The sequence below is a fragment of the Arthrobacter sp. D3-16 genome (assembly GCF_054408515.1).
Genome location: NZ_CP096437.1, coordinates 3,123,539 through 3,150,105 on the forward strand (window position 1 = coordinate 3,123,539; position 26,567 = coordinate 3,150,105).

Below are 26,567 nucleotides of genomic sequence, written 5' to 3' on the forward strand. Positions count from 1 at the left end.
TTCGAGGCTGTGGCCTCCTGTCCACGGCAGTGCCAGTATGTTGAGCACCAGTTCCCTCCAGGCGCCCGGTCCCGGGCAGCAAGGGCGTGCGGTCATGACCTATATCAGCGACTTAGGCGACGTGGGTCCTGGTGACGTCGCCGTGGCGGGCGGCAAGGCCGCTGGACTCGGTGGCGTGATCCACGCCGGGCTGCCGGTCCCGCCGGGGTTCGTCCTCACTACCGCCGCCTATTCGGATTTCGTCAGGGAAAACCACCTCGCGGCAGCCATCCAGGAACTGGCCACGCTGACACCGCAGGCAGCCCCGCAGGACTATGACGCTGCCTCGGAGCGGATCCGCGCGCTGTTCAAGACCGGCACCATGCCCGCCGGGATCGCAGCGGAGCTCACCACCGCCTACGGGCGTCTCGGCGGCGGTGACGCACCGGTGGCGGTGCGTTCCTCCGCCACGGCCGAAGACCTCGCCTCAGCCAGCTTTGCCGGCCAGCAGGACAGCTACCTGAACATCCGCGGCACGGAGGCACTTGCCGCCGCTGTAATCGACTGCTGGGCTTCCCTGTGGACGGCGCGAGCCATGGCCTACCGCGCCCGGGAAGGCGTGGGGCCGGAGGAGGTACGCCTCGCCGTCGTCGTCCAAGTGATGGTGGAGGCCGGCGCGGCCGGGGTGATGTTTACCGCGAACCCCTCCAATGGCCGGCGCAACGAGACAGCAATCAGCGCCGCCTGGGGCCTGGGCGAATCCGTGGTCAGCGGGACGGTCACCACCGATGACGTGGTGGTCCACGCGGGGTCGGGCACCGTAGTGTCGCGGCAGACAGCCGACAAGGAAGTGATGACGGTCTACGCGGAGAACGGAACCCGGGAACAGCCGGTGGCGGCAGCCCGCCGTCGTGAGCCGGTGCTGGATGACCGGGCTGCGGCGGAGCTGGCCGGTTACGGGAAGCGGATCGCGGATCATTTCGGGGCACCGCAGGACATCGAGTGGGCGCGCGCCGGAGGCAGGTTCTTCATCCTGCAGTCCCGCCCCATCACGGCGCTGCCCGAACCCGCCGCCGACGTCCCGGAGACGTGGCCACTCCCCTACCCGAAGGGGCTCTACTTCCGGGCGAGCATCGTGGAACAGCTGCCCGACCCGCTCTCGCCGCTGTTCGCCGACATGGTTGATGGCTCCGTAGCGAGGTCGCTGACGGCCTTGCTGACCGAGGCCCTGGGCAGGAACGTCATCCGCGACGGCGACGTCAGAATGCCCACCATCAACGGCTACGCCTACTACTATTACCGCACCTCCGGCATGTGGCGGATGACAGGCAAGGCGCTGGCCGCCGTAGGCGCGCTGGCCCGCGGCAAGGCGCACATGGGAGTGGCCGGCTGGCGCGGGTTTTCGCACCCCCGCTACGAACGCGTGATCAAGGACTGGCAGGCGAAGCCCCCGGCCGAGCTCACCGGTGAGGAACTGCTGGAGGGAGTGCAGGTGCTGCTGGACGCCGGCACCGTGTACTACACCGCCGTGCAGTCCATCATTCCGCTCGCCGCCACCAGCGAGCTCTCCTTCCGCGCGTTCTACGAGAAGCTGGTGCGGCGCGACGGCGATCCCCCGGCCCAGACGTTCCTCCTTGGCTACGACAACGAACCGATCCGGGCGGAGAAGTCACTGTACGACCTGGCCGTATGGGCCCGCAGCGACCCCGGGCTGACATCGGGCCTGCTGGAGAGGCCGACGGCGGTGCTCGCCGAGTCCCAGCGCACCGGCTCCCCGCCCGCCGGTGTGGACAATGCGCTGTGGCAGGAATGGCGATTCGCCTTCCAGGAGCATCTGGACCTCTTCGGCCACGCGGTCTACAACCTTGATTTCGCCAGCCCGGTGGCGGCGGACGACCCATCCGCCCTCTTGGAAACGGTGAAGTTCTACCTGCGCGGGCAAGGCACCGACCCGCATGAGCGGCAGCGGGAGCTGACCGAGCGCCGGGAGTCGCTCACAGACCAGATGGCCGGCCGGCTCGGGCCGCGCCGCCGGGCAGCCTTCCTCCGGCTGCTCCGGTGGGCCCAGGACACGGCACCGATCCGCGAGGACGCGCTGGCCGATGTCGGACTGGCCTGGCCACTGCTGCGGCAGATGCTGCTCGAACTCGGCCGGCGGCTGGTGGATTCCGGCGTCGTCGCTTCACCGGATGACGTGTTCTGGCTGCGCTACCAGGAGCTGCGCAGCGCCGTCGAGTTTGGCCTCGCCGCGCCTGGGGCGCGGGCCGCCGTCGTTATTTCCGGTGCTGACCGGCCTGTGCGCGCCGCCGCCGTCGAGGAGCGCAGGATGCTGTGGCGGGGGCAGGTGAAGGCTGCTGCCCCGCAAATGCTTCCCGAGCGCCGGTGGATGGAACGGGCCTTCGGGTCGATGATGCCGGCCGGCTCGCAGCACCAGCGCGGCGACGTTATCAAGGGCGTGGGGGCCAGTTCCGGCCGGGTCAGCGCTCCCGCCCGCGTCCTGGCCGGGCCGCAGGACTTCGGCCAGATGAAGCCCGGAGACGTGCTGGTGGCCCGGGTCACCACTCCCGCCTGGACATCGCTTTTCGCGATGGCCTCCGCCGTGGTGACTGATGTGGGCGGCCCGCTCAGCCACAGCTCCATCGTGGCCCGCGAGTACGGCATTCCCGCCGTCCTCGGCACCGGGGTGGCCACGCAGCGCCTTGCCACCGGCCAGCAGGTCCTCGTGGATGGCGACGCCGGCACGGTCACCATCGAGCGGCAGGCCGGTGCGGATGCCACGCCGGGAGGGGACGTCGTCGGCGCCTAACAGTTCGGCGCGGCTGGCGGCTGTGGTCAGCTCTTAGAAGTCCATGCGTTCTGTGGGGCCGTACCAAGCCGGCCTGCCGTGACCGAAGAGGACAAGCCGTGGCCGGAGGTCTGCCAGGCGGCGCATGGATTCCCTGTTGCGCTCCGGCGACCACGTCAGGATGCCCGGCGGCGTTGAAAGGCGGCGGAGATTGAAGAAGACGTCCCCGCAGATCAGCACCCCGTCCGCTTCACGCCACAGGGCGATGTGTCCAGGGGTGTGCCCCGGGACATCCAGGACAGTGAAGCCGGCGACCTCGTCGCCCTCCTTCAGCAACCGGTCCACCTGGTGCCCCGGCGCCATTTTGTACTTTCCCATGAGCCGGGACAGCCGGCCCGGCCCTGTGACTGCTTTGCCTGATCGGACGGACGGGGCGTCCAATGCCCCGGCCCAGAGCGGAATGTCGAGGCTGGTGCAGATGGCGCGCGACGAACCGAAGTGGTCAGGGTGGGCGTGCGTAACCAGGTTCGCTTTCAGAGTGACCCCGCGCATCTGACGCAGGATGCGGCGCCTCGCCGCCACAGTTCCTGCGTCCACCCGGATGTCTTCCACGAGGTAGACGTTGATCTGGTTGCGGGGAAACCCGGCCAGCTGACGGACCCCTGGGGCAAGCTCGAACATACGCACCTCGGCTGTTTGGGCTGAGCGTTTCCTGCAAGGATGGGCCGCCGCCGTTCCATCTTCAAGGCCTTCCGAGATTGCCCCACCCAACGGACCTCTTGCCTATCGCTTGCCATAACCAAGTGGAGTACGTTGAGCGTACGTCGTACGAGTAGGTGCTGCTGGGCACTGTCATTCCGGCCACCACCGTTTGGACCCACACCGCCAGCCAGGCATGAACAATGATGTCCTCGCGGGCAAAAGCTCAGCCATTTCAGAAAAGCAAACTCATGACATCTGCAACCATTCCCCGCTCCCGCCCGAACTCCAGGGCCCGGTGGCTCGTGCCCGCCGCCCTGATTTTCCTCAGCCTCGTGCCGATCATCGCCGGGGCTGTCCGCCTGGCCGACCTCACGGGAGGCCAAGTAACCCCCGATAACGCGCGGTTCTTTGATGCGCCTGTCCCCGTGCTGATCCATATCCCCACAGTCACCGTGTACTTGGTGCTGGGCGCGTTCCAGTTCGTTCCCTCGCTCCGCCGCGGCAAGCCGGGCAGGGCAAGCTGGCACAAAATTGCCGGACGCATCCTCGCCCCCACCGGTTTGCTGGCTGCCCTGTCGGGTTTGTGGATGGCCGTTTTCTATGATCTCCCGCCTTTGGATGGGACGCTGCTGCTCATCCTCCGGCTGGTGTTCGGGTCCGCGATGGTGGCGTTCATCGTCCTGGGATTCATCGCCGTACGCCGCCGTAACTACGTCCGGCACAGCGAGTGGATGTCCCGGGCGTACGCCATCGGCATCGCGCAGGGAACCATCGTTGTGGTGACCATCCCCTGGATTGTCCTGGTGGGACCGGTGGACGAGCTGACCCGGGCCCTGCTGATCGGGGCATCATGGGTGCTGAGCCTGGCGGTGGCCGAGTACTTTATCTACCGGCGGGCACATGGATCAGCACAAAAACGCCGCCCCGCTATCCAGCCTGCGTAGACGTGCCGGTTGGAACGAACCTGTAGGCGAAGCGGCTGTCCAGGCCACCGGGGCCCATCCTGAGGTCTACCCCTTCGGTGGGCAGCAGCACAGGCGCCTTGAACACCTGCCCACTGCATGGGACCTGCACGGGGGCGAGAACTTGAGCACCACCCCAGGCGGAGACGGAAAGCTCAGCCACCGGCAGTCCGGCGCAGACGAAGTGCAGCTCGTACTGGCCCGGTTCGGCCGTCAGGCTTGCCGTGGTGGTTGTTGCCGCGCTGCTGGTGCCACGTAGTTCACCGGGCAGGCGCGGCTGCAGCTGCTGTGCCGACCACTCCGACAAGTCTTCCAGCTCCGAAGCCCTGCGGTCTGGGTTGGTCTGCACTTTGACGCCTGTGGCGGAAGGTTTGCCCGTCGGCGGAACGGCGCTGATGGTGATGGGCCCGCCGTCGTGCCTGACGAAGCGGTCCAGCGTGGAGGTGCACTCAAAGCCCGCCGCCTCCGGAACGCCGTCCGCCTTCACAATGGTGAGCTTGGCCCCGTACACCCCGGCACAGGCTCCTGTGACCATGTAGTCTCCAGGCGCCAGATCCAGGGCCAGCTTCCCGGCAGGCTCCGCCCCTGATGGCATGCCCGGGTCGGCTGGAGAAGCCTCCAGCAAACGCGCCACTTCATCGACGTTTTCCTCGAAGGACCGGGGTTGCGGTGATGCCGCCGGCGGGGATGGTTGAGCCGGTTGCTCGGCCGGGCCGCTGTACTCACACGCGGCAATTGACATGACCAAAGCGGCCGCAGCGGACAGGACTACCCCGCGCCGCGCCGGCATCCCCCCAAGAGCTGACATGGCTCCGAGTCTACGGCCCCTCTTCCGGCCTGGACGTTCAGGTGCCCCGGGTGCGAGGTCCTGGTGACACCCCCTAGCCTTGGAGCATCGGACATAGAGCCCCATGCGCTGGTTCCTCTGCCCGGTCACTCCCCTTGGACACACCCCGGAAAGGAACGCACTCATGCGGATACTCGTCGTCGGAGCCGGAGCCACAGGCGGGGCCTTCGGCACGCTTCTGCAGGAAGCGGGACGGGATATCACATATCTGGTGCGGCCGCGTAGGCAGGCGGCTCTTCGCCGTGACGGGCTACGCTTCATCTCCCCCGCCGCTGACCGTACTCATCCCGTGAAAACCATCACCGCCCAGGACGGGTCCGGGACGTTCGACCTGATCCTCGTCACGGTCAAAGCCACCGCGATCGATGGCGTGTTGGGTGAGCTCGGCGCTTTCGTCGGGCCTGGAACCGCCATCATTCCCATTCTCAACGGCATGGCCCATGTGGACCGCCTTGAGCAGCTGTACCCGGGTCAGGTGCTCGGCGGCCTGGCCCGGATCGTGGCCACCCTTGACGGCGATGTGGTCCGCCAGCAGGTGGCCATCACCTCCCTTACGGTGGGCGGGCTTACTGGCAACACTGTCCCCGCGGAAATTTCCAGGGCCCTGGACGTGCCCGGCGTCGACTTCTCGGTAGCCGAGGACGTATTGGGCGCGCTGTGGGAGAAGTGGGCATTCATCGCTGCCGCAGGAATCGTCAATTGCCTGTTCCAAGCGCCGGTTGGCCGGATCATCAGTGCCGGCGGCCGGTCAAAGATCCTGGAGGCCATCGCTGAAACAGAAGGGGTGGCGGCCGCAGCAGGACATCCCGTTTCCGACGCCGGTCATGCACAAGCAGTCGGAATCCTCACCGAGCCGGGATCGGCCTTCACGTCCTCCCTGTACCGGGACCTCCGCGCCGGGCTTCCCTCGGAAGCCGAGCACATCCTCGGTGACCTCGCCCGCCGGGCCCGGAACTTTGACGTCCCGACGCCGTTGTTGGACCTCACCCTCATCCAGATCAGGGCCGGCCTCCCGCTCTAAGGCGGCGGTCTACTCCCCCATTCCGGGATGCACCGGAACAAAGTCAATTTTGTTGCCGGAGTTCGTTCGGCCTGCTGTGGTCCTCGAGTATCCCCGCGCGTCGAGGTCGTTCTTCGCCCGGAATTCCGCGAGAGCCGCATCGTAGGCGTTGTTGAGCGTCAGGCCCGTGAACTCACCGGTGCTGCCGTCGGTGAAGGTGATCCGGATGCGGACGCTGGCGGGGTAGTGCCGGTTCATCCGGATAAAGCCTTCTGCATCCTGCTGGAGAGTAATCATGGGATTCTGCTTTCGTTGTGGGGGCCGAATTCCAGTCTGGCGCAGATTGTGCCCCGCGGGTACCAGCCACAGCGGCATCCGCGTCTCCTTATGCCGGAGCCGTTCGGCCCTGACCAGATTCGGCAGACCCGGCCCCAGCCGCGCGTCCGTCATCAATCCACGCTGATTCCTGCAGCTGAGCTTCGCTGTGATAATCCGGTAGGTATGTCTTCTTTATCCCAAACGCCCACGCCGGCATCAAACGCCGAAGAACGCAGCGCCCGCATCGCCGTCACCCTTTTTCCCGTGCTGATCCTGGCCGGAGGAGCCGTAGCGCTTGCCGCGCCGGCAGCCTTCACCGGGCTGGGCCCCTGGATCAACCCCCTTTTGGGCGTCATCATGTTCGGGATGGGGCTGACACTCACGCCCCCTGACTTCGCCATCATTGCCAAACGTCCTGTCCCGGTGGTGATCGGCGTCGTGGCGCAGTACGCCATCATGCCGTTCCTCGGCTGGCTGGTCGCGGCAGCGCTGGGACTGCCTCCGGCACTGGCCGCGGGCGTCATCCTGGTGGGCTGCTGCCCCGGTGGAACTGCCTCCAACGTGGTCTCTTACCTGGCGAAGGGCGACGTGGCCTTGTCTGTGGCGATGACCACCGTTTCCACTCTGATCGCTCCGCTGCTGACCCCGGTGCTGGCACTGTGGCTCGCCGGTCAGTACATGCCGGTGGACGCAGGTTCCATGGCCTGGTCCATCGTCCAGATCGTTCTGTTCCCTGTGCTGCTCGGATTGGTGGTCCGCCTCTTCCTGCCGCGCCTCGTCGACAAGGCCCTGCCCGCCCTTCCCTGGATTTCGGTACTCGCCATCACTGTTGTAGTGATCGCCGTGGTTTCCGGCAGCGCCAAGGCCATCTTCGCAGCCGGACTGCTGGTTCTCGCCGCTGTCATCCTTCACAACGGCCTGGGCTACGCCCTCGGTTACGCAGCGGCCCGCTTGTTCCGGCTGCCGATCCCCTCCAGGCGTACTACTGCGATCGAGGTCGGCATGCAGAATTCAGGCCTTGCAGCAGGGCTGGCTCGACAGTACCTGACTCCCGAAGCCGCCCTGCCTGGCGCTATTTTCTCCGTTTGGCACAACGTTTCAGGCGCTGTCCTGGCGGCCTACTGGCGCCGTCGCAGTACTCCTGCTGTGCGCGTCGGCGAATCGACTCCGGTGGCTGTTAGGGAGTAAGTTCCAGCCGGGGCCGGCTTAGCTGCCCACACCAAAAAGCGCCTGCCGCCCCTTTCTTCCGGAAAGGGCAGCAGGCGCTTTGTTGTCTTTTGCGTGAGTTAGCCGACGCGGGTGTAACTGATTTCCGTCTTTCCCGCAGGAGCCGAGTGAAGCGTCACGTACGTGCCCTGGGCTTTGTTCGCATTGCCGGGAAGGACGCCGGGAATCGAAACGTAGTTTCCCTCGACGCGGCGGAGCGGAACTTCCCGGTCGGCCGGGAGGCTGACGTAGCTGCCGCCACGCGGGATGCTGTTCCTGACGGTCGTTTGTGTTTCCTGAGTTACGGCCAGTTCGGACTGCAGAGTCATGTGATCTCCTGTGGTTGTGGGGCTTGGCGGCGTCACCGATGCTGTTGCAGTGCCGCCCGCACGTCATCTGAGAAGGGGGCGCAAGCACGGGCAGTCAGACGCGGCGGCCGACTGCCGGCACGCTGGGACGTTAACCCTGCGGCAGCACTTAAGGGCTTCGGCGGCCTGCCAACAAGTCTACGGAACTAATGTGAGCAACTCACAATAAGGTGGGTGATCTCACGGAACTTCGTTTCGGTTTTCCCATGACAACTGCAAGTGTTTGTTTTCCGGTGGTCGGGGCAATACCGTGAAGGGACGGTCGGCCGAAGCAGGTGCAGCCATGCGGACTATCTCGTGGTTACGGCACTGCCTGCTGTTGCCCTTGCTCCTGGCCGGGATCCTTACCGGCTCCGCTGCCGCGATGGCAGCCCTGCCCACAGATGCTCCCACTGGCCCCGCGGACCCTGCCCAAACCTACGCAGCTGTGGACTCCTTCCTGCGGGAACAGCTCGAAACCCTGGGGATCCCCGGTGCCGCGGTCGCCGTCGTACGGGATGGAACCCAGGTTCACGCCGCCGCTTTCGGCCGCGCGGACCCCTCCGGGCGGCCGATGACGGCCCAGACTCCGGTACTGCTCGCCTCCACCAGCAAGTCGCTAACGGCCATCGCCGTGATGCAGCAGGTGGAGGCCGGGCGCCTGCGGCTGGATGAGCCGGTCCAGACCTACCTGCCCTGGTTCACCCTGGATGACCCCCGTTCGTCGGCCATCACCGTCCGGCACCTGCTCCATCAAACAAGTGGCATGTCAGCCAAAGACACGGCCTTCGAAGCGTCCCTGGCTCAAGACCCGGAAGCCCTTGAAGAAGCGGTGCGCGCACTGGCGGGCTCCCCGCTTGCGGGAGAACCGGGGCAGCGCTTTCACTATGCCAGTGCCAACTACAACGTCCTGGGCGTCCTGGTGCAGACCGTCGCCAACCAGCCCTTCGGGGACTATCTGAAGCAGCACGTTTTCGGTCCATTGGAGATGGTCCACAGCCATCCGACGGCGGCTGCGGCCAGGGAGGACAGCGCGGCTGCGGGGTATTCCCGCTGGTTCAGCTCCTTCTGGCTCCAAACCGACGTCCCGTCACCCATCGCCGGGATGCCCTCCAGCACCATGTACTCCTCAGCCGAGGACCTGGGCCGCGAACTGACTGCACTGCTGAACGGCGGCTCATACGGTGATGCCCGGATCCTGGAGCCCGGGAGCATTGCGGAAATGCTCGAGGCCCGGACCCGGGTGGACGAGGCGAAGGGCTATGCGATGGGCTGGTACATCCGGCCGCTCGTGGAGTCCCTGGATCCCGCTGGCCCCGCTCCGGCTGGGGACCTGCCGGAGCTCCTGGAGCACCAGGGGGAATGGGGCAACAGCCACACTTACCTGGCCATGGTTCCGGAGTCCGGCCTCGGCGTCGCCCTGGTCATCAACGGCAACGACACCGCCGCCCCCTCCCGGCTCAAGGCCATCGACACCAACATCCTGCGGATCCTCCACGGACAGTCCCCGGTGCCCGCCGTTGTGCATGAGGACTGGCTGCAGCGCTACAGCTGGGCGGTCTCGCTGGCGCTGCTGCTGGCCGAACTGCTCAGTCTATGGCTGGTGCTCTCGGTCCTGCTCCACGGCCGGTTCGGTGCCGGCAAGCGCGGGGCCAACCTGGTGTGGGCCGGTGGCACGCTGGCGCTCGACGTCTTCGCCCTGTGGTTGTGCCTCAGCTACGCACCCGCCAGGTTCGATACTGATCTCTTGGTGATCATCCGCCAGTTTCCCGACGTCGGCGTCTCACTGATTCCCGTGCTCGGGCTCGCTGTCATCTGGTCCATCCCGCGGACGGTCTGGCTGCTCGCTACGATTTGGGCAGCCACACCCGCCGCCCGGGAGCGGGCGTGGCAGTAACCTCTTGGTGCGTGGTGGCCGCTGCGCGGGGCCTTTTATATCCGACCGGCAGCAAGGTCCGGGGCATCGAACTCCTCAGCGCCCTGGTCCTGCGTACGGGGCGAGGACATGGGCACATCGCTGACTTTCCTTAGTGAGCGCAGGACGCCCAACCCAACAACTGTCAGCAGACCGGCGACCCACCATGCCTTCCTCGACGTGCGCGGCCCAGCCTCAACAGGATCATCTACGATGCCCGAATAAGCCTTCGGTGCCACCCGCTTCAGGCGTTCCTGGACCCGGGGAGTCAATGTCTCCACTCCGCCCGCAAGCTCGTCAGCGAGCTGCCGCACCAACGCCTGCAGGCGGGGGGATGCAGTTTCGATGCCCGTATCAAGACCGGCCGCCGCTCTTTGCAGTGCAATCTGTACCCCAGGGGTGGCCCATTCCCTGCCCTTGGCCAGGTGGGCCATGAGGTTTTCAGAAAGACGGTGGACCTGCTCAGTTTCGGTCGTGGAATGTGCCGTGCGCATGCTGCCTCCTGGGTGTTATGGATGCCCATAGCCTACGGCGGGTGGCGCCACAGATACAGGCTTCCCCGGCCGTGACAAACTTCCATCCCAATCCGCGCCGGCAAGTGCGCCGCGCAGGAGTGTCACTCACAGTCCGACGATTGCCATCCAAACATCAATTAGCAAGGGTACTTACTATTTATTAGTAAACATGCTTACTATTGCGTCAGTGGTGATGCGCATCAACAGCACCTGACCTGACGGAAAGAGAGCAATGATGACTGAAAATCAGTGGACCAACATTTCGGGGTCCTCCTCGCAGGACACCGAGATCATGACGGTGGAAACAACCCCGGCAGTTACGCCGGCAGCCAAGGACGGTCCCCCTTCCAAAAAGGAGGCCGTAAAGGAAGAAGCATCGAACGTCGCCGGGCATGCCGCCGGCGCCGCGCAGGGGGTCGCCCAGACCGCGAAGGAAGAGGTTGCCAACGTAGCGTCCGAGGCGAAGTCCAGCGCTAAGGACCTGCTGTCCCAGGCCAAGTCAGGCCTGTCCAGCCAGGCCGGTACCCAGCAGCAGAAGGCTGCCGAGGGCATCCGGACCATTTCCAGCCAGCTGCAGACCATGGCCGAGGCGCCCGAGCAGCAGGGCATGGCCAGTGACCTGATTCGGCAGGCGGCGCAGCGCAGCGAATCTGTGGCTTCTTGGATCGAGAACAAGGAGCCCGGCGATCTGCTTGGCGAGGTCCAAAGGTTTGCCCGTAACCGCCCGGGAACCTTCTTGCTGTTGGCAGCAGGGGCTGGCATCCTCGTTGGCCGGCTCGGCCGCGGTCTCCAGGCAGGAGCCCCGGCATCCCAGGGTTCCACTGCCCCGCAGACCCTCGCTTCAGGGCAAACCCAGCGGACGGTGGGAGCCCCGGTCCGCACTGAGGCTGTATTTGCTTCCGGCAGCGCCACCGATTTTTACGAGGAGCCCGTTGTAGCCGGCGGTGCTCCGGTATCCACTTCGGCCCTGCCCTCGGGCACGACTGAAGACACTCCCCTGCGGTTCGAGGATGACCCCTACCAGTCGAAGGAAGGACGCCAGCTGTGAGCAGTTCTATTCCTGAGCCGCCTCCGAGCGAGGCGCATATGAAGGCGGACAACACCTCGTTGGGTGATCTGCTCGGTGATGTGACCCGTGACCTGTCCACCCTGATGCGCCAGGAAGTCGAACTGGCCAAGGCTGAAGCGAAGCAGTCCGCCACCAAGGCCGGCAAGGGCGCGGGCATGCTCGCCGGAGCCGGTGTGGCAGGGCACTTCGTGTTGTTGTTCCTTTCCCTGGCGCTGATGTTCGCCCTGGGCGCCCTGATGCCGCTGGGCTGGGCCGCCGTGATCGTCGCCGTGATCTGGGGCATCATCGCCGCGGTCCTGGCCTCGATCGGCCGCAAGGAACTCAAGCAAATCAAGGGCATCCCGCAGACCAGCGAGACACTTTCTGAAATCCCCCCAACCCTAAAACCAGGTGAGGTAAACCGATGAGCGATAACCCGGATGCAATCCGTTCAGAAATTGAAGAAACCCGCGCACGGCTTGGCACCAACGTGGACGCCCTCGCTGACAAGGTCACCCCGGCCAATGTCGTGCAGCACCAGACCGACAAGGTCAAGGGCAGCGTCAAGGACGCCGTCACAGGTGTGAAGGAGAAGGTGATGGGAGTCGCGGATTCGGCTACCTCCACAGTCGGAGACAAGGTCTCCACCGTCCAGGACAAGGTTTCCACTGTCCAGGACAAGGTCTCCTCGGGCACCAGCAGCACCGGCGGCGCCCTGCACTCCACCGGGGAGAGCCTGCACGGGGCCAAGGACACCGTCTCGGCCAAACTCTCTGATGCCGGCACCGCAATCTCCCACGCCCCGGCACAGGTGAAAGCCCAGGCCCAAGGCAATCCGCTGGCAGCGGGCCTGATCGCCTTCGGCGCCGGGATGCTCATCTCGTCCCTGATCCCGGCCAGCACCAAGGAACGCGAAGCAGCCCAGCAGCTCAAAACCGCCGCCGAACCGCTCGCAACGCAGGTCACCGACGCCGCTAAGGACATGGTCCAGGACCTGAAAGAACCGGCGCAGGAAGCCATGGACAGCGTCAAAGCCACCGCGACCGACGCCGTCCAGAACGTCAAAGCCGAAGGCCAAGGCGCCGTCACCGACGTCAAAGACCGCGCCGCAGACGCCAAGGACAACGTCCAAAACACGTGAGCGGCCAGGACAGGGTCCCCAAGCCGCCCCGCGACCCCGCGGGGCGGCCATCGGACCAGGACCAACAACCACTCGTGGGCGGACCGCGGCACATGACGTCACGTCACGGCCCGGCCCCGGAACAATGGACTACCCACCGGCTCCTCAGCATCGCGACCCGACTTAACGAACTACGCCTCAACCGCCGCTTGGCCAAACTCGGACTTACCACATCCGCACTGGATGCGCTGGAGACAGCAGCAGCCCTCGAACCCACCACAGTCACCGATCTCGCCGCAACACTTTGTGTCAGCCGGCAAAGCATGGGCAAAGTACTGCGGCGGCTTCAGAGCCTGGGTTTCCTGACAAAGGAACCGGCCCGCGACGGCAGAAGCGCGGACCTCCGCCTCACCCCGGAAGGACATGAAGTCCTGTCCGCCGCTGAAGACCTCATCAGTGACGGGACGGGAGCTGAGGGAAAAGATGATGTGTTGTTTCGCCGCCAGCTGGAACAACACATCCGCGATCTCAGGAAGGCCGAGCTCAACACGATCACACGGCATCCGGCCAAGAACCGGCAGCCGCAGCACACCACCGGCTCCGGCCACAGGCAGGAACCGCGAACACCACACCTCAAAGAGACAGGAGCAACCCTATGGCTACAACAAACCGGGCTACCGGAGCCAAAACAAACCTACAAAAGGCAGCCCAGGCAGTAGGGGCCGTCTTCCTGCTGGTGGGAGTTTTGGGGTTCATCCCGGGCATTACCAGCAATTACGAAGCGCTGTCCTTCGCCGGGCACGGCTCCGAAGCGCTCCTGCTGGGCATCTTCCAGGTCTCGATCCTGCACAATATCGTCCACCTGCTCTTCGGCGTTGCGGGCATCCTGATGTCCCGCACCAACACACAGGCACGGAACTACCTGCTCTACGGCGGCGTCATCTACCTCATCCTCTGGCTCTACGGAACCATCATCGGCCACGACACCGCCGCCAACTTCGTGCCCGTCAACAGCGCCGACAACTGGCTGCACCTGATCCTGGGCATCGCCATGATCGCCCTGGCCATTCTGCTCTCCCGCAGCACCACGCGCACCGCCGGTTCAACACGGCGCTAAGCCAGCCGAGCGAAGCCCACCACTTACTCCCCCGCGCTGATCCCCACCCAGCACGAAACCCAGCACAAAAAGGAAAAGATCATGCTCAACACTGAAAACCTTTCTGCACTTGCCACCGGTGGCGGCAACGTCGTCAGCTCCGACGGGACCAAGATCGGCTCCATTGGACAGATTTACGCCGATGACGACACCTCGGAACCCACCTGGGTCACGGTCAAAACCGGTCTTTTCGGGACCTCAGAGTCCTTCGTTCCGCTGGACTCTGCCACCCAGGACGGCAACGACATCGTCGTCCCCTACACCAAGGACAAGGTCAAGGACGCACCCCGCGTCGCCCCCGACGGCCACCTGGAACCCGAAGAAGAAGACCAGCTCTACACCTACTACGAACGCTCGGGCGGCGCCGCATATACCGGCACGGACCGGACCACCACCACTGATCGGGACACCACCGACGACGTTTCGGCCCGGGGCACCGTTGGCCGGGACACTTCAGGTCCCACCACTGATGACGCGATGACCCGCTCGGAAGAGCAGCTCCATGTCGGCACCGAAAAGCAAGCTACCGGCCGGGCACGGCTGCGCAAGTACGTCGTCACCGAGAACGTCACCAAGACCGTCCCGGTCCAGCGTGAAGAAGTCCGGATCGAACGCGAACCCATCACCGACGCCAACATCGGTGCAGCTACCAGTGGTCCGGACATCAGCGAGGAAGAACACGAAGTGATCCTCCACGAGGAACGCCCCGTCGTTCAGAAGGAAACCGTCCCCGTCGAGCGCGTCCGCCTGGACAAGGAAACCGTCACCGAGGAACACACCGTCACCGAGGAAGTCCGCAAGGAAAACATCGAACTCGACGACGACGGCCGCACCAACCGCTAAGTCCTACCCCAAACGGGACCTCCGGCCCGGCTGAACACTGCGGATGGTCCGCCCTCCATCACTGGAGGGCGGACCACCCGCTTTTCCGCTGTTCCTCCGACTCTATGGACCCTTGGGCATGGCGTGTGCACTTAACGGCTGCCATAGGTGTACGTGGTTCTCATGTCGTCCCGGCTTCGAGGGAGCGCAGGTATCGGATAGAAGCTGTCCATCCCAAGGGGTTCCTACCGGCGAGTAAATTCATCAGGTAAACTAATTGGAGGAATTGTTCGGCCAGCAGCGCCCGGTTCCACTCCCCTCCCCCTTGAATGGAACTTCTCTTAATGTCCTCCGCGATTTCCGCGCCGGCACCCCAGCGTTTCCCGCTGGCCGCCATGATGGTTTTGGCCACCATCGCCTTCACGGCCATCACTACTGAACTGTTGCCGTCCGGCCTGCTCCCGCAGATCAGCACGGCACTCAATGTCTCCGAGCCGGTAGCGGGTTACCTCGCCGCCGCCTACGCCGCCGTCATTGTGGTCACCGTGGTGCCTGCCGCGCGGCTGCTGGCCAACGTGCCCAAGCGGCCGTTGCTGGTGGCACTCGTGCTTACCTTCGCGCTCAGCAACGCCCTGGTGGGCCTCGCGCCCGATTTTACGTTCGCGATGGTGGCGCGGCTCGTGGGCGGCCTGGCGCACGGACTGCTCTGGACCACCATGGCCCCGTATGTCACACGTGTGGTCCCGGCTGACAAGGTGGGCAAGGCCCTGGCCATCGTCTTCAGCGGCAACAGCCTGGGCCTGGCCATTGGTGCCCCGATCGGTACCGCGCTGGGCACGGTCCTCGGCTGGCGTGCGGCGTTCCTCGCCCTTGCCGGCTTCGGCGTGCTCCTGGCGGTTCTGGGCTTTTTGTTCCTGCCGTCCGTCCGGCGCGGCGCCGGCGAAACACGTCCCTCCATGCGCGCTGCCATCGGCCAGCCCGGCGTCAAGCCCGTTGCCATCGCCTGGCCGCTGCTGATCCTGGCCCACTTCGCACTCTTCACCTATATTGCCCCGTACATCCGCGACGCCGGCCTGCCCGACTACGCCATCAGCCTCTCGCTCACGGTTTTGGGCGTCTCGGGCCTGGTGGGCATCTGGATCGCAGGACTCACCGTGGACTCGCACCCGCGGCGTTCGCTGCTGATGACGACGGCGGCAATCGCCGTGTCACTGCTCCTGTTGCCTTTCGTGGGCGGCAGCCTGCCCTTCGCCCTGGCGCTGATGACCGTATGGGGCGCGGGAATGGGAGCCATCGGCATCTACAACCAGTCGGCAATCCTCCGCGCCGGCCGGGAGAACAAGGACGCCGCGAACGGGCTCACGGTCCTCACGATCCAGCTGGGCATCACCATCGGCGCCCTCTACGGCTCGGCCGCCCTGGTGGTGGCCGGCCCTCTGCTGGTCCCCGCCGCCGCAGCCCTCCCGGTGATCGCGGCACTGGTCATCACGTACGCCGGCCGGAAGGCGGCTTATCCTCCGGGCCCGCGTGAATCCACGTGGAAGCGGCCCCGGCCCGTCGCCGAGCGCGAGAGCACACACTGATCCGCGATCCGGTTCCTTTTCAGGCAGCTGCTCTCAGCAGGCCTGACTGAGCGCGTTCACCGCCACGTCTGACATCTCGAGCGATTCCGGATCCTCAAAGCCAATCACATCAGGCTTCGGGGCCCGCGCCACGGCCATGGCAATCTGCCGCGATCCGTCAGCACTGATCAGCGCCAGCGCAACGTATCCCCGGACCACACCCATGTGGCCGAAGTAGTCATTGTTGGAGCAGGAGTCATAGCGGCGGAGGACACCTAGCCCGAATTGCTCGTACTTGGGATGGTGCATCTCTTCCACGCTCCGGGGAGCCAGCAGGGTCCCTTTCTGAAGTGCGGCGAAAAACGTGTTGAGCTCGGGGACAGTGGAGATCATTCCGGTGTCCGGGGAACCGCTGTGGAACGGAGCGAGGGCGTTGTCCACCAGTTCACCGCTTGCCGTCTTCGTGTACCCGTGAACCAGGTTCTGCGGAGCGGGCCCGTCACCCGTCATGGAGGTGTCCTTAAGCCCCAGCGGCTCTATGGTGTCCGCGCGGATGACCGTCCCGATGTCCTGGCCGCGCAACTTTTCCACCAGCAGTGCCAAGGCTAAGTAGTTGGTGTTTGAGTAGCTGAACAGGCTCCCTGATCCTCCCGTCCAAGGCTTCGCCGCGGCCGCGGCCAGGCGTTCCTTGTGGGTCCGCTTCCTGTCCCCCGGATCGCCCACGTTGGGCAGGTTTTCCCAGTAGTGCGGCATGCCGGACCGGTGACTGAGCAGGCTGCGGATGTCGATGGGTCCGGGTGGTTTGATGATGCCCTCGAAATCCGGAAGGTGCTTTTGGACAGGGTCGTCGAGTCGGATTTTGCCTTCCTCCACCAGCTTCATGACGGACACCGCCACCATGGTCATGGTGATGTCGCCAACGTGTGTCTGGTCGGTCAGCTGCACGGGCTCATTGGTTTCCAGGTTCCGGACTCCCTCCGCCGAGGACCACTCGCCAAGCCGGGACTTTATTTGGATGACGACGGCGGTGGCTCCCCCGGCGCGGACGTCCTCGCTGTACTTCTTGAGGACGGCGGCAAAGGATGGCGTCGTTGCTGTGGCAGAGGCAGTGGCTGCGGCGGCCGAGGTCCCCGTCCGGGTTTGCTGGTCCGGCGGGTCAGGCGCGCTGGTGCAGCCGCCCACCGCAAACAACACGAGGGCTGCGGCCGCGGTGCGGAACAACGGGAAACGCCCTGGCCGCATCTCAACCCCTTCAAGACGCCGGACCACAGCTGGACCCTGGGAGTGCGCCAGGTGCACCGGCATGTTCGATGTTCCTCAGCGCCGGAAAGGGTGTCAAGGCTGCCTGCAGCCCTCAAAGTTAACGCCTGGATCAAGGCCGTTAACCCGCCCTCCAACTCCCCGCACCAAACACGCAACCTGCCCTCCCTAGCGTTGGCGGGTCACCGGCGAACAGCCGGTCCCCCGTCATCCCAGGAGGATTTATCCATGCGCACAGTCCTGACTGCTGCGGCAGCCGCCGCCCTGATCGCCGCCATGGCGAGCCCCGCCGTCGCCGCCCCTGAGAAAGAAGCCGGCGCGCCGTCGTCGAACGCTTCGGGGACGGTCCCAACGGCGACAACAAGCCTGATCAAGACGAACGAGCGCAACGGCTCCTTCGACCTGCAAAGCCACCGCGGCGGCCGCGGCGAGTGGACCGAGGAGTCCCTGGCCGCGTTCACCAACTCCCTGGCGCTGGGCGTGACCACCCTGGAACTGGACACGCACCTGACCGAGGACGGCAAGGTGACCGTCTGGCACGATGACACCATCCAGGCCGCCAAGTGCACCGACACTGCACCCGCCACCGCAGGCGACCCCGAGTTCCCGTACGTGGGCGACCGTGTGGCCGAACTGTCGCTGGCCCAGGTGAAGACGCTCGACTGCGGCTTCGTGCAGTTGCCCGGGTACCCGGAGCAGGACGTCATCGAGGGCAACCGGATCGGCGAGCTCAAGGAAGTCTACCAGCTGGTCCGTGACACCAAGGCCGCGAAGGTCCGCTTCAACGTGGAGACCAAGGTGGAGAGCAGCGAGATCGGCGGCGCCGGAATGGAGTCCCTCACCCGGGCCGTGGTGGCAGAGATCCAGGCCTCGGGCATGGCGGACCGGACCACCCTGCAGTCCTTCGACTGGTCCTCGCTGAACCTCACCAAGGAGATCGCACCGGAGCTTCCGCTGGTGGCGCTCTCCAGCGGTGATGCCTGGATGGGCGTGGGCCAGCCCGGCGCCAGCCGCAACCTGGGCGGCATCGACATCGACGACTACGACGGTTCCCTGCCCAAGGCCGCAGCTGCCCAGGGGTACGACGTCGTCTCCCCCACGTTCCGCTCCGTCACCCCCAAGATGATCGCCGAAGCCCACGAACTGGGCCTGCCCGTTATCCCGTGGACCGTGAACACCACCGCCGATATGGAGCACCTGATGGACCTGGGCGTGAACGGCATCATCACCGACTACCCCACCCGCCTGCGCACCCTCATGGAGGAGCGGGGCCTGAAGCTGCCGAAGGCTTACGAAGTCAAGGGCTGACTCCCCCTGCGTGTCCGGCCCGGCGGCCGCTTCCCCAAGCTGCTGCCGGGCTTTCCCATTCGGTAGTGTCAGTTCATGGACAGCGACACCCTGCTCAATTTCCTGTTGGTCCTCTTTTTTGTGCTGCTGGGCGGGGTGTTTGCCGGCACGGAAATGGCGCTGGTGTCCCTCCGCGAGAGCCAGGTGCGGCGGATGGAGAAATCAGGGAAGCGCGGCGCCCGGATCGCGGCGTTGGCAGGCAACCCCAACCGCTTCCTCTCCACGGTCCAGATCGGCGTGACGTTGTCCGGCTTCTTCTCGGCGGCCTACGGCGCCTCCACGATCGCGCCAGACGTGGAACCCCTCCTCGAAGGCATCGGCTTCGGCGCCGCGGCTGAACCCGTCGCCTTCATCGGCATGACGCTGCTGGTGGCGTATCTATCCCTGGTGCTTGGCGAACTCGTGCCCAAGAGGCTTGCCATGCAAAGCGCCGTCGGCTTTACCAAAGTCCTGGCCCCTCCCCTGGGCGTCCTCTCCGAAGTCATGCGGCCCGCCGTCTGGCTGCTGTCCGTGTCCACGGACGCCGTCGTAAAGCTGTTCGGCGGTGATCCGAACGCCAAGCAGGAAAGCGTCAGCTCCGAGGAACTGTGGGACATGGTGGCCGAGAGCGACATGTTGGAGGAGCACAGCCGCACCATCCTCTCGGACGTTTTCGGGGCCGGGAACCGCTCGCTGCAGGAGGTGATGCGCCCCCGCACGGAAGTGACCTTCATCAACGGCAACCTCAGCATCGCCGAGGCGTTCAGCATGGTCAGGGATGGCCCGTATTCGCGCTATCCGGTGATGGACAAGGCGCCGGACGACGTCCTGGGCTTTATCCACGTCCGTGACCTTGTGCCCCGGGACGGAAAGCACGACGACGGGCAGGTGCGGGACATCGTGCGGGAAATCCTTCCGCTACCGGGAACCAACAAAGTGGTGCCGTCGCTGCAGCGGATGCGCAGGCTGGGCCAGCACATCGCGCTGGTGGTGGACGAGTACGGCGGGACGGACGGCATCGTCACCCTGGAGGACCTGGTGGAGGAGCTGGTGGGTGAAATCTACGACGAGTACGACGCCGGCGCCGACCCCGAGGACCGTGTCACCAGGGCGAACGGTTCAGTTGACGTCGTTGGCGGACTGATCCTTCAGGAGTTCGCTTCCGTGTCCGGAATCGAACTGCCGGAGGGCCACTACGAGACGGTGGCCGGGTTCGTCATCGACCGGCTGGGGAGGCTGCCGCGGACGGGCGACAGCGTGGAGGCGGAAGGTCACGTCCTGACGGTGACGGCGATGGACCGGCTGCGGATCGCACGGATCCGGGTGACCCCTATGGACGGACCCGCAAAGAGCTAGTTGTTCCGTTCCCGTTGCGGGAACTGCACGAAGGTGGCGGTCGCCCCACTCAAGCGACGTTCGCCGGCTTCTCCTCATGCGACTCGTTCACAAGCACCCGCGCGGCCAGGTAACGGGCCAACTGCCGCCCGGCGTCGTCCATCATCTTTTTGTGGTTCCACGCGAAAGCCGGCCGAAGCAGTGGGGCGCTCAGGTTCATCCAGCGTTTCGTCGTTTGCACGTTCCAGCGGTAGACAGCTGTTGTGACGCCCTGTTCTTCGGACAGTTCCCAGCGGCCCATGCCAGCGAGATCACCCCGCGACCTCACTTCAATTAAACGAGGCGGCTCCCGGCGGACCGTCTCCACGACGAATGCCAGCGTGAACGGCAACTTGGTCTTCACCCTGATCTCCAGCACGGATCCGGCACCACCAGCATCGTTGCCCTGCCGGATCCGCGTGACCTGCCTGACGTAGGAGAACCACTTCGGATAAGTCGAAAAGTCGCCGACGGCAGCCCATACTTTTTCTATCGGCAGGTCAAACTTCCAGTGGGTAATGAACCAGTAGCTGACCATTGCATGGCTCCTTCCGCTCTCACGCCACCAGCTTGGCCACGAGCTCCCCGCGGCTGCCCACGCCCACCTTCTCGAAGAGCGACTTCAGATGGTCGTGGCCACCGCAAAAGCTCAGCGAACGTGTTCGGTTCCTGGCCCGTATATTCGGATTCGGCGAAGCGGAGGCCGTACTCCTCATACCCGTCCTTCCCCACCGGCCACGGCCGGTAATTGGTAACGGACGTCATCACCAGGGAGTCGGGGTCGACGCCGGCCCAGCAGCCCTGCTCGAACGGCACCTCCTGCTGCACCACGGCGAGCGCCGACGGATAAAGGTCAGCCAGACTCATTCCGCTGGCGGCAAAGGCGGCAATTTCCCGCCGGGCACGCTCGGCGCGCTCCTCCCACATAGCTCCAGTATCCGCCCGGGGGGCGGTACCGCAATCCCCCAAAGTGGGGGTTCTTCAAGCACCCCGGAACCCCCTCGCGGGGGATGGGGCCGGGGCACACCGCCGTCGTACTCTTCCTTCATGAACGCCGTATCCCAGATTTTCGCGGTACTCGCCGCCGTGATCTACATCGTGGTGTTCCCTCTGGAGAGTTTCCTGATGCACCGGCCGGGGGCGCAGAAGTTCCTGAGCACGCCACCGCAGAACGTTCCGGCCGTGATGATGTGGTCCATTCCCACCGGGTTCCGAAACCTGGTGATCGGCCTGGGAGTCCTCGCCGGGGTGGTCGCAGTGAACCTGGGCTACCTGGTGGTGGGCTACACCCTGGTGATCTACTGCTGCACGAACATGGTGCTGACCGGTCCGGCCATGTTCCTGGCGGACATGCAGGGCCACTACCCGAAGAAGGGCGACAGCATCCCGGGGACCCTGGGCGCCACCGTTCCGGCCCTCATTGCGCTGATGGCGTTGCCGTTCTAGGGCTAGTCCCGGCTCGTTGAAAGTTGCCTGGGGGCACAGCTCGGACTGATACCTGAAATGACGTCACACTGAAAGGCGGCGACACCCGTCTAGTTTAGGAAGCCGTGGATACCTCCCAAACGGAGGTATCCACGGCCTTGGTTACCGCAGTCGATTAGCGCCCGCAGGCCACGCCATCGGAGTCACCATCCATCCAGGTGGGGCGGCTACGCGCGCTGCGTGATATTGAGAATGTTCCCCTCGCTGTCAAGGAACCAGGCAGACTTCCCCCAATCCGAAGAGGCAACGCCGTTTTCCGTCTTCAGGCCGGGCTGGTCGTAATCCTCAAATACGACACCTCGGCGCCGCAACTCCTCCATCTCGGCGTCGAAGTTGTCCGTTTCCCATCCCATTTGGGTGTTCTTGGCTGTACCGGCATTGTCTGTTTGGTAGATAAGGAAACCCGTCCCGCTGCCGCAGCGGTACATCAGGCTGTCCTCCTCCATGGAGCCTGAGGGTTCCAGCCCCAGCTTGTCCCGATAAAAATCTTTGGCCCGATTAATGTCCTTCGCAGGCAGGACAGCCATGATTGCCGAGTCCTTGAGCATGATGAATTCCTTTGTGCATTATTCGCGTTGGCGGGGATGCTCTCCCCCTCTGACGTTCCCGGGCAAATCCCTATTCCGGGAGCGCGTGGCCGTCCGTTCCGCCATCACCGGGCCGGCCATTTGGGACCCCTGCTGCGCCCCCCAGCAATAATCACCGCAGGAGTCCCCCGACGCCTACGTGGCCATTATGGAAGCGAATTCCCTGAACGGAAATAGGCAATTCGTTTTCCGCTATGCCTGCTTCAAGCCCTTGGCGTACGCGGCCTGCCCTACGTGCTGCAGGCAGTCCGCGATGGTGCTCACCAGCCGAACGCCCAGGGTCACCGGTGGGTCCCAGCGGGTGTCCACTACGCGGTCCAAGTCCCCATCGTTGAGTGACTGCACAAACTCCACCGTCTGCCGGTGGACAGCGTCGTAGTAATCCAACAGCAGTTCCGGCGCTGCCTGCACGGCATCCACCTGGCCGCTCGAGTGGCCGTAGCCGGTATCGTTCCTTGCCAGAGGAAGGCCGAAGCGGCCTACGAAGTCCTGCGCCGTCCACACTTGTTCCAGTCCGCCCGCGTCGGCCACCTGCACATCTTCCACGCGGGCCAGGTGCCAGATCAGCCATGCGATCGAGTTCCCAGTGCCGCCCGGCCGCCGGACCAGGGACCCGTCGTCGAGCCCTTTCAGCGTGGCTTCCACTGTTTCCCTGATCCTGCCAAAGGAGTCCAGGAGCAGTTCGTTGGATTTCATTTGGTATTGGTGCCCCTTCGCCGGTTCGGGCCTGCTCCCGGGTTTCCGTGCAACCCCTGCGGCCCTGTGGCGCCTATTCTATTCCGGCGTTTTATTTGGCGCGCGTTCCAGTGTTTAGAGTTTCGACTGATGGTCCGAATTCAGCCGGAACGCTTGAGCGCCGAACTGACTACTTTTCCTGCAAAACCGACAGCACATTCCCGGAGGGGTCCTTGAACCAGGCAATGTAAGGCCCTTCATCACGGAAGATGCCCTTTTCGTCCTGGGACAGGCCGTCATAGCGCTCGAAGCGGACGCCGCGAGCAGCCAGGCCGGCCACCTCCTCCTCAATGTCGTCAACTTCAAAGTTGAGGATAGTGAAGCTGGCGGGGACGGCGCCGGCCTGTTCGTAAACGAGGGTGTCCCGGCCCCCTGCGAGGTTCAACCACATCAGGCCATACTCCTCCGTAATTTTTAAGCCGAGTGTTTCGGCGTAGAAACGCCGCGCCTCCTGAAGATCACGGACGGCGAGACCGCTGTATGCCCTGCTGTTCGTCAGCACGTGGCTACCCCTTTCAACGGTTCTGCGGTGATCGCAGGGCCCTGCCGGCAGACCGCCGCCTACTTCTCTTGGCCGCCGATTTCCTCGTCTGACTTGTCGCGGGCCTCGCGCAGATGCTGCTCCAACTTGGCCTCTGCATCCCTCCGGCGGTAGCCGATGGACCGGGCCTGCTCAGCGGTGGGATGGCGGTGCTCCCGCTCCCACGCATGGTCATTTACCCCGGTTACAGGCACAGCGGCCTCGTCCGGTTTGTTGTTTTCAGCCATACCGGATGGTCTCACACCGCATCGCAAGGCAACAGGCCCAGACCCTCCCTCGGAACCTCAGGGATGCCCGCGGCGGCAGGAAATGCCGCGCCCGGCGTAGCGAATGACCAGCCGCTCACTCCCCTGCCCCTGGGCCCGGCGCAGCTCCAGCGGTTACTTCCGGATTTCCGCCCGTCGCAGCCGGACCATCTCTTCCACCACATCATCGGGAACGGGATGGTCCGGCGTGAACCGGACGGTCCCCTTGGACAGGGAATGGCCTTCAAGCTTGGGTGCGACGGCGTCCACCACGGCGGGCGAGAACGGAAAGATGGACAGGTGCCTGGCAGCCGCCACCACTCCGATGAGGGGCTTGCCGTCCAGTTTCAGAGCCGGCATCCCGTAGCTCATTCCTTCTTCCGCATCCGGGGACATGTCCCGCGCTATTTCAACGACGCGCTGCAGGCAGGCTCGGTCCGCCTCCGACATTGCGGCAAGGGAATCGCCAACGGCACCCATGGGGTCATCTTAGTCCTGCAGGGGCGTCCGACGTCGGGACCCGGATTCCTCCCCCGGCCTCGGTTTGGGTGCGGGGTACTGCCCACACGCATCGCCTGCGGGGATGGCCCCTTCCCCTCCCGGCCGGAACGGGGAACCATAGGCCTTGGAAAAGGAGTTCACCGATGAGCTACGAAAAGGATCCCCGGGTTGACCACTACATCGACGCGCTCCCGCCCTGGCAGCAGGACATCTGCCGGCAGGTGCGGGACCTGGTCCACGCCGCCGATCCCGCCGTCGAGGAAACCATCAAACGAACCATCCAGCCGTACTTCGTCCTGCAGGGCAACATCTGCGCGCTGCTCGCGGCGAAGGACCACGTCAACGTTTTCCTGTACGACGGCGGCATCACTCCGGACCCGAACAACATCATCACTGGAGGCCAGGGCAACAAGACCGGCCGGATGATTTCATACTACGAAGGCGAACCACTTAACGGTGACGCCCTCGTCGAGATGTTCCGCGCCATTATCGCCAACAACCGCGCGGGCGGCTGGCGGAAGATCAAGGCTGGACAGTAACAGACCGCCGACATGCCCGCCTGTTGTCAGTTTCGGGTCACCTCCCGTTTCAGTTCCGGATCTGCCGGGTGTTCAGTTCCCCGGGCCAGTGCGGTGGTTCCCAGTCAGGGTGTTCGCTTTTGTAGTGCCTCCCGGAGGGTGAGATCCAGCCGGGTGGGGCAGCCATAGCCCGCACCGTTCCGTGGATAGGTGCAACAGCAGGATGGCACCGGCAGCCAGGTTGTGTCCCGGATTTTCCTTTGGCTGGAATCCCAGACGGACCATTCAGTACCCGCTGGTAGGCAAGTAGCATCATCGGAGCCCGCGTTCGGTCCGGGCGAGTCCGACAAAGGAGTCAATGATGTGCCTTCATGACCACATGTCTGCCCCGACACCCCCGGCCAACCTTTCCCGCCGCGGAATCCTGGCCGGCGCTGCAGCCCTCGCCGGAATCTCAGTCGCCAGCGTCGCCGCCCACCTCGGCACCGCTCCCGCCGCACAGGCAACCGGCAACCAGTCCGGCCCGAACTTCCACGGCAGCCCCCTCGTCGCTTCGCCGCTGATCATTGAAGGCGGCACCATCGTCGATCCCGCGACCGGAGACGCTATCGAAGATGGCGTGCTGGTGCTCGACGGCGGCAAGGTCACCGCCGCCGGAACCCGCGACCAGACACGCAGGGCTGTGGCCGCCGTAGCCGGCCGCGCCCAGGTCCTGAACGCCTCGGGAAAGTGGGTACTCCCGGGGCTGGTGGACGTCCACGTCCACGCAAACGCACTTGCCGACGCCCGCGCACTTCTGCAAGGCGGCGCCACCAGCGTCCGCAGCGGCTCGAGCACCTTCTACCAGGATGTGGCGCTCGCCGCGCTCCCTGGCTGGGCGCCCGGCGTTTCCCCGCGCATGACCCCCGCGGGACTGTTCATCTCACCGGATCTCGGTGACTCGCTCCTGGCCGACCCGGACCTGGCACCGCTCGCCACCCTGCCCGGCGGTGTCACCGAAACCTCGGACCTGGCCTACCTCACCCGCGTCAACCTCAAGCGCGGCGCTGAGGTCATCAAGACGCGCGCCAACCCGCGCGCCGGGCTGCCGGAGCAGGATCCGCGCGAACTGGTCTACAACCAGGAGCAGCTGTCCGCGGTGGTGAGGGCTGCGAACGGGGCCGGGGTCCTCTGCCACGCGTACAGCGCAGAGGGCATCGACGGCGCCGTCCGGGCCGGGGTGCGCAGCATCGAACACGGCGTCTTCGTTTCCGAAGCCACCATCGCCGAGATGGCCCGCCGCGGTACCTACTTCACGCCCACTATGGACGCCGTGACCAGCCTGGCAACGTCCCCCAACCCGGTCCTCGCGGCCCGCGGCCGGGAGTACACGCCTGTCCTGCAGGCCGCGGTCCGTGCAGCGAAGGAGGCCGGAGTGACCATCGTGGCCGGCACTGATTCCTTCGGCACCGACGTCACCCCTATCGGCACCGAAGCACGGCTCCTCGCGGAGGCCGGACTGTCCCTGCTGGAGGCCCTGCAGTCGGCCACCATCCACGCAGCGCGCCTGATTGGACGGAACGACGCCGGGCGGTTGGTCCGCGGTGGCCTCGCCGACGCCGTAGTGGTGGATGCCGATCCGCTGGCTGACGCGTCTGCCTTGGAAAAGGTCCGCGTCGTGGTGGCGCAGGGGGCGGTGGTGCGGAACGATCTGTAGTCCTGTCGAAGGATG

At 65.1% G+C, this 26,567-nt stretch carries 29 protein-coding genes and 1 pseudogene; 17 read left to right on the plus strand and 13 right to left on the minus strand.

Annotated elements, in window-relative coordinates; all coding sequences use genetic code 11:
- Positions 1–94: 94 nt before the first annotated feature.
- On the plus strand, positions 95–2,785 hold the full coding sequence (locus tag M1D32_RS14595) for a PEP/pyruvate-binding domain-containing protein (protein ID WP_458779358.1): 2,691 nt from the start codon (positions 95–97) through the stop codon (positions 2,783–2,785).
- A 33-nt stretch (positions 2,786–2,818) separates the two neighbouring features.
- On the opposite strand, the gene M1D32_RS14600 is transcribed toward M1D32_RS14595, so the two are convergent.
- Positions 2,819–3,445 (minus strand): MBL fold metallo-hydrolase, encoded by a 627-nt coding sequence (locus M1D32_RS14600; protein WP_458779359.1) that lies wholly within the window; start codon positions 3,443–3,445, stop codon positions 2,819–2,821.
- A gap of 269 nt (positions 3,446–3,714) precedes the next feature.
- On the opposite strand from M1D32_RS14600, the gene M1D32_RS14605 reads away from it, so the two are divergent.
- Positions 3,715–4,410 (plus strand): DUF2306 domain-containing protein, encoded by a 696-nt coding sequence (locus M1D32_RS14605; protein ID WP_458779360.1) that lies wholly within the window; start codon positions 3,715–3,717, stop codon positions 4,408–4,410.
- On the opposite strand, the gene M1D32_RS14610 is transcribed toward M1D32_RS14605, so the two are convergent.
- On the minus strand, positions 4,394–5,236 hold the full coding sequence (locus M1D32_RS14610) for a hypothetical protein (RefSeq protein WP_458779361.1): 843 nt from the start codon (positions 5,234–5,236) through the stop codon (positions 4,394–4,396). The two genes, M1D32_RS14605 and M1D32_RS14610, sit on opposite strands and share 17 nt — an antisense overlap.
- A 163-nt stretch (positions 5,237–5,399) precedes the next feature.
- Between M1D32_RS14610 and M1D32_RS14615 the strand changes: the two genes are divergently transcribed.
- Positions 5,400–6,296 (plus strand): 2-dehydropantoate 2-reductase, encoded by an 897-nt coding sequence (locus M1D32_RS14615; protein WP_458779362.1) that lies wholly within the window; start codon positions 5,400–5,402, stop codon positions 6,294–6,296.
- Between the two features lie 9 nt (positions 6,297–6,305).
- Here the strand turns inward: M1D32_RS14615 and M1D32_RS14620 are convergent, their stop codons facing one another.
- Positions 6,306–6,572: a hypothetical protein gene (locus M1D32_RS14620; RefSeq protein WP_458779363.1), complete on the minus strand. Its 267-nt coding sequence runs from the start codon at positions 6,570–6,572 to the stop codon at positions 6,306–6,308.
- A 204-nt stretch (positions 6,573–6,776) separates the two neighbouring features.
- On the opposite strand from M1D32_RS14620, the gene M1D32_RS14625 reads away from it, so the two are divergent.
- Positions 6,777–7,781 carry a bile acid:sodium symporter family protein gene (locus M1D32_RS14625; RefSeq protein WP_458779364.1) on the plus strand — a complete coding sequence of 335 codons (1,005 nt, stop codon included), beginning with the start codon at positions 6,777–6,779 and terminating at the stop codon, positions 7,779–7,781.
- A gap of 98 nt (positions 7,782–7,879) precedes the next feature.
- On the opposite strand, the gene M1D32_RS14630 is transcribed toward M1D32_RS14625, so the two are convergent.
- On the minus strand, positions 7,880–8,128 hold the full coding sequence (locus M1D32_RS14630) for a hypothetical protein (RefSeq protein ID WP_458779365.1): 249 nt from the start codon (positions 8,126–8,128) through the stop codon (positions 7,880–7,882).
- Positions 8,129–8,450: 322 nt separating this feature from the next.
- On the opposite strand from M1D32_RS14630, the gene M1D32_RS14635 reads away from it, so the two are divergent.
- The gene (locus tag M1D32_RS14635; RefSeq protein ID WP_458779366.1) at positions 8,451–10,043 is read left to right on the plus strand and encodes a serine hydrolase domain-containing protein; all 1,593 of its coding nucleotides are present in this window, start codon (positions 8,451–8,453) and stop codon (positions 10,041–10,043) included.
- Between the two features lie 35 nt (positions 10,044–10,078).
- Here the strand turns inward: M1D32_RS14635 and M1D32_RS14640 are convergent, their stop codons facing one another.
- On the minus strand, positions 10,079–10,555 hold the full coding sequence (locus tag M1D32_RS14640) for a hypothetical protein (protein ID WP_458779367.1): 477 nt from the start codon (positions 10,553–10,555) through the stop codon (positions 10,079–10,081).
- A gap of 253 nt (positions 10,556–10,808) precedes the next feature.
- On the opposite strand from M1D32_RS14640, the gene M1D32_RS14645 reads away from it, so the two are divergent.
- The 7 genes from M1D32_RS14645 to M1D32_RS14675 all read left to right on the plus strand — a co-directional run bounded on the left by M1D32_RS14645 (position 10,809) and on the right by M1D32_RS14675 (position 16,305).
- Positions 10,809–11,624: a hypothetical protein gene (locus M1D32_RS14645; protein WP_458779368.1), complete on the plus strand. Its 816-nt coding sequence runs from the start codon at positions 10,809–10,811 to the stop codon at positions 11,622–11,624.
- A 38-nt stretch (positions 11,625–11,662) separates the two neighbouring features.
- Positions 11,663–12,052, plus strand: a complete 390-nt coding sequence (locus tag M1D32_RS14650; RefSeq protein ID WP_458782200.1) for a phage holin family protein — start codon at positions 11,663–11,665, stop codon at positions 12,050–12,052.
- Positions 12,049–12,765, plus strand: coding sequence for a DUF3618 domain-containing protein (locus tag M1D32_RS14655; RefSeq protein WP_458779369.1), 717 nt, complete (start codon positions 12,049–12,051; stop codon positions 12,763–12,765). The genes M1D32_RS14650 and M1D32_RS14655 overlap by 4 nt, the downstream gene beginning before the upstream one ends.
- A gap of 92 nt (positions 12,766–12,857) precedes the next feature.
- On the plus strand, positions 12,858–13,463 hold the full coding sequence (locus M1D32_RS14660; RefSeq protein ID WP_458782201.1) for a MarR family winged helix-turn-helix transcriptional regulator: 606 nt from the start codon (positions 12,858–12,860) through the stop codon (positions 13,461–13,463).
- Positions 13,400–13,861: a DUF4383 domain-containing protein gene (locus tag M1D32_RS14665; RefSeq protein ID WP_458779370.1), complete on the plus strand. Its 462-nt coding sequence runs from the start codon at positions 13,400–13,402 to the stop codon at positions 13,859–13,861. The genes M1D32_RS14660 and M1D32_RS14665 overlap by 64 nt, the downstream gene beginning before the upstream one ends.
- A gap of 81 nt (positions 13,862–13,942) precedes the next feature.
- On the plus strand, positions 13,943–14,743 hold the full coding sequence (locus tag M1D32_RS14670) for a DUF2382 domain-containing protein (protein ID WP_458779371.1): 801 nt from the start codon (positions 13,943–13,945) through the stop codon (positions 14,741–14,743).
- 323 nt (positions 14,744–15,066) lie between these two features.
- Entirely contained in the window at positions 15,067–16,305 is a 1,239-nt protein-coding gene (locus M1D32_RS14675; RefSeq protein WP_458779372.1) for an MFS transporter, read from the plus strand.
- Positions 16,306–16,338: 33 nt separating this feature from the next.
- Here M1D32_RS14675 and M1D32_RS14680 read toward each other — a convergent pair whose 3' ends face one another.
- Complete coding sequence (locus M1D32_RS14680) at positions 16,339–17,589, minus strand: serine hydrolase domain-containing protein (RefSeq protein ID WP_458779373.1); 1,251 nt, start codon at positions 17,587–17,589, stop codon at positions 16,339–16,341.
- Positions 17,590–17,772: 183 nt separating this feature from the next.
- Between M1D32_RS14680 and M1D32_RS14685 the strand changes: the two genes are divergently transcribed.
- Together M1D32_RS14685 and M1D32_RS14690 are read left to right on the plus strand one after the other, a co-directional pair.
- Positions 17,773–18,852 carry a glycerophosphodiester phosphodiesterase family protein gene (locus M1D32_RS14685; RefSeq protein ID WP_458779374.1) on the plus strand — a complete coding sequence of 360 codons (1,080 nt, stop codon included), beginning with the start codon at positions 17,773–17,775 and terminating at the stop codon, positions 18,850–18,852.
- A 75-nt stretch (positions 18,853–18,927) separates the two neighbouring features.
- Positions 18,928–20,226: a hemolysin family protein gene (locus M1D32_RS14690; protein WP_458779375.1), complete on the plus strand. Its 1,299-nt coding sequence runs from the start codon at positions 18,928–18,930 to the stop codon at positions 20,224–20,226.
- Positions 20,227–20,275: 49 nt separating this feature from the next.
- Here the strand turns inward: M1D32_RS14690 and M1D32_RS14695 are convergent, their stop codons facing one another.
- On the minus strand, positions 20,276–20,782 hold the full coding sequence (locus M1D32_RS14695) for an SRPBCC family protein (protein WP_458779376.1): 507 nt from the start codon (positions 20,780–20,782) through the stop codon (positions 20,276–20,278).
- A 509-nt stretch (positions 20,783–21,291) separates the two neighbouring features.
- On the opposite strand from M1D32_RS14695, the gene M1D32_RS14700 reads away from it, so the two are divergent.
- The gene (locus tag M1D32_RS14700) at positions 21,292–21,690 is read left to right on the plus strand and encodes a DUF1304 family protein (RefSeq protein ID WP_458779377.1); all 399 of its coding nucleotides are present in this window, start codon (positions 21,292–21,294) and stop codon (positions 21,688–21,690) included.
- Between the two features lie 206 nt (positions 21,691–21,896).
- Here M1D32_RS14700 and M1D32_RS14705 read toward each other — a convergent pair whose 3' ends face one another.
- The 5 genes from M1D32_RS14705 to M1D32_RS14725 all read right to left on the minus strand — a co-directional run bounded on the left by M1D32_RS14705 (position 21,897) and on the right by M1D32_RS14725 (position 24,317).
- Complete coding sequence (locus tag M1D32_RS14705) at positions 21,897–22,277, minus strand: VOC family protein (RefSeq protein ID WP_458779378.1); 381 nt, start codon at positions 22,275–22,277, stop codon at positions 21,897–21,899.
- Positions 22,278–22,508: 231 nt separating this feature from the next.
- Complete coding sequence (locus M1D32_RS14710) at positions 22,509–23,012, minus strand: mycothiol transferase (protein WP_458779379.1); 504 nt, start codon at positions 23,010–23,012, stop codon at positions 22,509–22,511.
- A gap of 169 nt (positions 23,013–23,181) precedes the next feature.
- The gene (locus tag M1D32_RS14715; RefSeq protein ID WP_458779380.1) at positions 23,182–23,553 is read right to left on the minus strand and encodes a VOC family protein; all 372 of its coding nucleotides are present in this window, start codon (positions 23,551–23,553) and stop codon (positions 23,182–23,184) included.
- Between the two features lie 59 nt (positions 23,554–23,612).
- On the minus strand, positions 23,613–23,819 hold the full coding sequence (locus M1D32_RS14720; RefSeq protein ID WP_458779381.1) for a hypothetical protein: 207 nt from the start codon (positions 23,817–23,819) through the stop codon (positions 23,613–23,615).
- Positions 23,820–23,972: 153 nt separating this feature from the next.
- A complete protein-coding gene (locus M1D32_RS14725; RefSeq protein ID WP_458779382.1) occupies positions 23,973–24,317 on the minus strand; it encodes an iron chaperone in 345 nt (114 codons plus the stop codon).
- Positions 24,318–24,481: 164 nt separating this feature from the next.
- Here M1D32_RS14725 and M1D32_RS14730 point away from each other — a divergent pair, with 164 nt between their 5' ends.
- On the plus strand, positions 24,482–24,877 hold the full coding sequence (locus M1D32_RS14730) for a DUF1801 domain-containing protein (protein WP_458779383.1): 396 nt from the start codon (positions 24,482–24,484) through the stop codon (positions 24,875–24,877).
- A 79-nt stretch (positions 24,878–24,956) separates the two neighbouring features.
- Here the strand turns inward: M1D32_RS14730 and M1D32_RS14735 are convergent.
- Positions 24,957–25,034 (minus strand): annotated as a pseudogene (locus M1D32_RS14735) (HNH endonuclease); the annotation flags it as partial.
- Between the two features lie 201 nt (positions 25,035–25,235).
- Here M1D32_RS14735 and M1D32_RS14740 point away from each other — a divergent pair.
- Positions 25,236–26,552 carry an amidohydrolase family protein gene (locus tag M1D32_RS14740; protein ID WP_458779384.1) on the plus strand — a complete coding sequence of 439 codons (1,317 nt, stop codon included), beginning with the start codon at positions 25,236–25,238 and terminating at the stop codon, positions 26,550–26,552.
- Positions 26,553–26,567 lie beyond the last annotated feature (15 nt).